This window comes from Sphingomonas sp. 37zxx (assembly GCF_000786205.1).
In the GTDB taxonomy this organism is placed as follows: domain Bacteria; phylum Pseudomonadota; class Alphaproteobacteria; order Sphingomonadales; family Sphingomonadaceae; genus Sphingomonas.
On the sequence record NZ_JROH01000071.1, the window covers coordinates 1 to 5,076 of the forward strand.

At 64.5% G+C, this 5,076-nt stretch carries 4 protein-coding genes, 1 tRNA gene and 1 pseudogene; 3 read left to right on the plus strand and 3 right to left on the minus strand.

Translation table 11 applies throughout. The annotated features are described in order from the left end of the window. Positions 1–377: 377 nt before the first annotated feature. Positions 378–683: pseudogene (locus QU44_RS17975) on the plus strand (transposase); the annotation flags it as partial. A 154-nt stretch (positions 684–837) separates the two neighbouring features. On the opposite strand, the gene QU44_RS16085 reads toward QU44_RS17975, so the two are convergent. Together QU44_RS16085 and QU44_RS16090 are read right to left on the minus strand one after the other, a co-directional pair. Beyond that, the gene (locus QU44_RS16085) at positions 838–1,089 is read right to left on the minus strand and encodes a hypothetical protein (protein ID WP_156141241.1); all 252 of its coding nucleotides are present in this window, start codon (positions 1,087–1,089) and stop codon (positions 838–840) included. A gap of 550 nt (positions 1,090–1,639) precedes the next feature. After that, positions 1,640–1,732, minus strand: a tRNA-Ser gene (locus QU44_RS16090). Between the two features lie 157 nt (positions 1,733–1,889). Here QU44_RS16090 and QU44_RS16095 point away from each other — a divergent pair. Further along, positions 1,890–2,648 (plus strand): DUF1134 domain-containing protein, encoded by a 759-nt coding sequence (locus QU44_RS16095; protein WP_052135000.1) that lies wholly within the window; start codon positions 1,890–1,892, stop codon positions 2,646–2,648. Between the two features lie 58 nt (positions 2,649–2,706). Here QU44_RS16095 and QU44_RS16100 read toward each other — a convergent pair whose 3' ends face one another. Continuing rightward, complete coding sequence (locus QU44_RS16100; protein ID WP_033923432.1) at positions 2,707–4,041, minus strand: dihydroorotase; 1,335 nt, start codon at positions 4,039–4,041, stop codon at positions 2,707–2,709. A 44-nt stretch (positions 4,042–4,085) separates the two neighbouring features. On the opposite strand from QU44_RS16100, the gene ygfZ reads away from it, so the two are divergent. After that, a complete protein-coding gene (gene ygfZ, locus QU44_RS16105) occupies positions 4,086–4,823 on the plus strand; it encodes a CAF17-like 4Fe-4S cluster assembly/insertion protein YgfZ (protein ID WP_033923433.1) in 738 nt (245 codons plus the stop codon). The last annotated feature ends 253 nt before the right edge of the window (positions 4,824–5,076 follow it).

A 5,076-nucleotide genomic window follows, 5' to 3' on the forward strand; every position in this document is an offset into this window, starting at 1 on the left:
GGTAGCAAATGTCAGAATCGGACCACTAGCGGATCGCTTCGGGTCCGGTACGCGCGCACCTCCTTGCGCGACGAGGGCGGTCGGAGATCGCGTTCGATCCTGCGACCGGTCGCAACCGATATGCCGGCCATCGCCGCGGCAGCCGCCTGCGGGCGGGTAATACGTGCTGTCATGTAGAACCTCACTTGCTGGTCATTGACGTGTCTGCCCGGCATCGTCCGTCTCCTACGGAGGACAGACGTCGCCCAGCGTGACCCACAGGTGAAGCCGAAGCGGTTGGGGGTCCGCTCCCGCTCGGGCTACGCCCTCACGGAAGCGGACCCCCAACCGCTCATCCTAATCGACGCTATGCGCTCATCTTAGTTGTCGCGCGGCACGACAGCGCTTATCGTAGCCAGGAGAGCGAGGAGAAACTCGCCGCGCGTGAGTTCAAGAGCAGGATCCACCGTCGGGGCAGCCGCGGCAAGCCGCTCACCTCGCGACAGGAAGCGGCGAACAAGACGCGTTCATCGATGCGGGCGCGGGTCGAGCATGTGTTCGGCAGCCAGCATACCAGTATGGGCGGGAAGCTGGTGCGCACCATCGGCATCATCCGCGCGACGACGAAGATCGGCATGCAGAACTTGGCCTACAATATGCGCCGCCTGGTCGTACTCGAACGTGGCATGGTGGCAGCACCATAGCGCCCAAAATCCACGATCCATGCCTAAATTGGTCGAATCACTGAGCCAATAGCACTCAATCAGACAACCAAGTGACACGAAATCGGCACAACGGCCTGCCGGACACCTCTCAGCCGGTCAACGCCAGTCCGAAGCTGCATTGTTCGAGGTGCCCCTATGATGCCGAGAACCGCCTCGTCTCGGCCAGCGGCGCGCGTAATGCGACGCTCTCCTGCACCAGATCTCCCGCACCCTGGCTGTTAGCCCGGCGTGCGAAGTAGCGAAGCAGCCTCGGCGCCTGCGTCTGGTACAAGTCGTTCAGCGCCAGCACCGATCCGACCGCCACCCGGTCATCGGGCGGCAATGGATCGCCCTCGGCAAGGCGGGGCGCGGCAAATACGTTCAGGACATCGGAGATCAGGCGCATTGCGATCCCCAATCCCGGTGGCACGCCCGGCCGCGCGCGCGACGAAATCTGATCAATCCAATACCCATGGCCGGCTCGCCTGTCTTGCGAGGCGACGCCGGCGGAAGCCGGGTGTAGAGAACATGCTTGAGACATGCGCCGCCGCCTTTGGCCGCAAGCGGCTTGGACATGCGCGTCGGCCACCCGGCCGCGTCGATGGCGGGTCATACTTTCCCAAGCGAGGTTCTCAAGCCTCGGCACCACCTGCGCAGCGCGGGGCCAGACTAACACCCTGATTCGGAGAAGCAATACCAGCCGGCGGGGTCGAGCCTTTCAGGATGGGCGCGGCTGTCGAAAAGCTCGCTTGACGGTGGATATGCGCCTTGGATCAGGCATCACCTCTGGCCAACCGGAGAGCATCCAATCCCACCAACAGATATACGCTGTGCGTTTCGTCGCAGTCTGTTCACGGCTGATCGCAGAAGTTCGCGGAAATCCGCTTCAAAAACCCGGACGGAGACCCGGACGCACAGATCAAAACTAGAAAAAATCCAACGATTCCAACAGGTTTTGGCGGAGACGGAGGGATTCGAACCCTCGGTACCGGATTTACCAGTACGGCGGTTTAGCAAACCGCTGGTTTCAGCCACTCACCCACGTCTCCGGAAACACGGTGCTGAAGCGCGGCCTATATCGAGCGATGTCGCACGGATCAACAGCGCATATTGCGGGATCGACCGCAAAATCGACTCGTGCCGTCGCCGGTTCATTGCAGCGAAAGCGTCGGGGGTTGTATGGTCGCGTATGACGAGTTGGGGAAAATGACGATGACAGCGCAGTGGATCAAACACGCCGCGATGGCGCTGGTGCTGGTGGCGGTGCCCACTACCGGCTTCGCGCAGGTGCGGACGATCGATCCGAACGAAGCGATCGATCGCGACCTGACCGGGCCACCGCCCGCCTATTCGCCGCCGGCGCAGACCGAGATGCCGGTCGACGAGGCAAGGCAGCAGCAAGAATATGTCGCGCCCGGCGCGTCTGCCGCCAGTGCTGCGCCGCCGTCGCCGATTGCAGCCGAACGGACGATCGCAGCCGCCGATACCTATGCGCGCGAAGACCTGCTCGCCGCTGCCGAAGGGGTTTTCGGCAAGGGTGCGGCGGAGCTGGCCGGGTTGCTCGAGAAAATCCTGGCCGATCAGGGGCGGCCCAACGCCTATATCGCCGGGCGTGAGGCAGCGGGGGCGTTCGTCGTGGGCGTTCGCTATGGATCGGGCGTGATGTCGCACAAGGTGGAGGGGCAGCGTCCGGTTTATTGGACGGGGCCGTCGATCGGCTTCGATGCCGGCGGCGATGCCACCAAGGTGTTCGTGCTGGTGTATAATCTGTACGATACGCAGGAACTGTATCGCCGCTTCCCGTCGGCGGAGGGTCGCGCCTATTTCGTCGGTGGGTTCGCCGCGACCTATATGCGGCGCGGCGATGTGGTGCTGATCCCCATCCGCGTCGGCGTGGGATACCGGCTGGGCGCCAACATCGGCTATATGAGCTTCAGCGAAAAATCGAAGTGGTTGCCGTTCTGAACGCGGCGGGTCGGGCGATGCTGTTCGCCTGACCCGCGCCTGCTGTTTATCGAACCCGTCAGCCGCGTTCGAAAATCGTCGAATCGAAACGGATCGGTGCGCCGGTCGCGGTCCCGATCAGTTCATCATTCCACATCACCGCGCGGCCGCGCACGATCGTGCCGATCGGCTTGCCGGTCAGTTCGCGCCCTTCGAACGGCGACCAGCCGCAGCGCGACTGCAGCCATGCGCTTTCGATCGTCCACTGGCGCTTTAGATCGACGACGCTGAAATCGGCGTCATAGCCGATCGCGATCCGGCCCTTTCCGGCGATGTTGAAGATACGCTGCGGCCCCGCGCTGGTAAGGTCGATCAGCCGTTGCAGCGTCAACCGGCCCGCCGCGACATGATCGAGCAGCAATGGCAGCAGCGTCTGCACCCCCGGCATGCCGGCGGGGCTGGCGGGATAGGCCTTGGCCTTTTCCTCCAGCGTATGGGGGGCGTGATCCGATCCGATGACGTCGGGCACGCCCTGGCTCATCCAGTGCCAAAGCCCGTCGCGATGCGCCGCCGATCGGATCGGCGGGTTCATCTGGGCATGGGTGCCAAGGTCGCGATAGGCTTCTTCGCCCGCCAATGTCAGATGCTGCGGCGTGACTTCGCAGGTGGCGATGTCCTTGTGCTTCGCCAGCAATTCGAGTTCGGCTGGCGTCGAAATATGCAGCACATGAATCCGGCGACCGGCGGCGCGGGCAAGCCCGAGGATCCGGCGGGTGGCCACCAGCGCGCTTTCGTCATCGCGCCACACCGGGTGCGAGGTGACGTCGCCATCGATTCGATATTGCGCCATCCGATCGTTCATCCGCGCCTCGTCCTCGGCATGGATCGCGACCCGGCGGCGGCCCGATCGCAGCACCCGCGCCAGCACTTCGTCATCGGCCACCAGCAAGTCGCCGGTCGAGGAACCCATGAAGATCTTGACCCCGGCGGTGCCCGGCAGCCGCTCCAGCTCGCCCAGATGATCTGCGTTCGCGCCGGTCGCGCCGACGTAAAAGGCATGGTCGCACCACATCCGATCCTTGGCGCGAGTCAGCTTGTCGGCGATCGCTTCGGCGCTGTCGGTGTTGGGCTTGGTGTTGGGCATTTCGAACACCGCGACGACGCCGCCCATCACGGCAGCGCGGCTGCCGCTTTCCAGGTCTTCCTTATGCTCGAGCCCCGGCTCGCGGAAATGGACCTGGCTGTCGATGACGCCGGGTAAAATGTCCAAACCGGTGCAATCAATCGTCTCCGCGGCATCGGCGACGCCGCCGATCGCGGCGATTCGGCCGCCGGTTGCATAAAGCGTGGTTTGTACCGGGCCGCTGGGCAAATGCACGGTGCCGCCGGTGAGCTTCAGATCATGGGTTGCCATCGCTGCCTCTTTCGTAATTGTCTGACACTTCTTACGTTGACGTAATGACCAACGCCAGCCTTCGCGATCACGCCACCCTGCTTGCCGACCGCGCCGTTCTGCGGCTGTCGGGGGAGGATGTACGCGGGTTCCTCCAGGGGTTGGTGACGCAGGACACCGGCGCGGTGGCACCCGGCGTGCCGCAATGGTCGGGGCTGCTGACGCCGCAAGGCAAGGCGCTGTTTGATTTCCTGCTATGGGCCGATGGCGACGACGTGCTGATAGATTGTGAAGCCGCGCAGGCCGATGCGCTGGCGCGGCGGCTGTCGCTATACCGGCTGCGGCGAGCGATCACGATCGCACGCGATCCGGCGCTGGGGGTGCATTGGTCGCCAGCGCCAAGCGAGGGCGGGGTGGCCGATCCACGCCATCCCGCGCTTGGCTGGCGTTGGATCGGCACCGCAACCGGCGAGGACGCCAGCCCCGCCTGGCGCGCGCATCGCCTTTCGCTTGGGGTGGTCGAGGGTGCCGAAGAACTCGGGCAGGACGCGACGCTCTGGCTCGAGGCGAACGCCCGCGAACTCAACGGCGTGAGCTTCACCAAGGGGTGCTATGTCGGCCAGGAAAACACCGCGCGGATGCACCACCGCGCCAAGGTGTCGCGCCGGCTGCTGGTCACCCCACTGGGTGAACCCGGCGCGCGCACGCGGGTGAGCTATCCCGACCTCGGTGTGATGATCGAACTGCGCCGGCTAGACGCGCTCGGCGACGCGGTGTTGCCCGGCTGGGTCGAACAAAGCTGACCCTGCCCGTTCGTTTCGAGTAGGTCGCTGCCGCTTTCCGGCTCGCGAAGCGATGAGCCGTTCGGCACCAAGGCGATACTGCCGCCAGCCAGGGCTGTCCTACAAGCGCGCGGCTAGGCTATGCAGCGATATGCCTTGCCACGCTGCCCGCACCCGGACTTTCAGCCGCGCCTGCGATTGCTCGCGCGTCTTGCACGCCGACCGCATTGAGATGGGCATTTCGGGGGGTACGTAGTGTAGCTTTTGTAGCCTT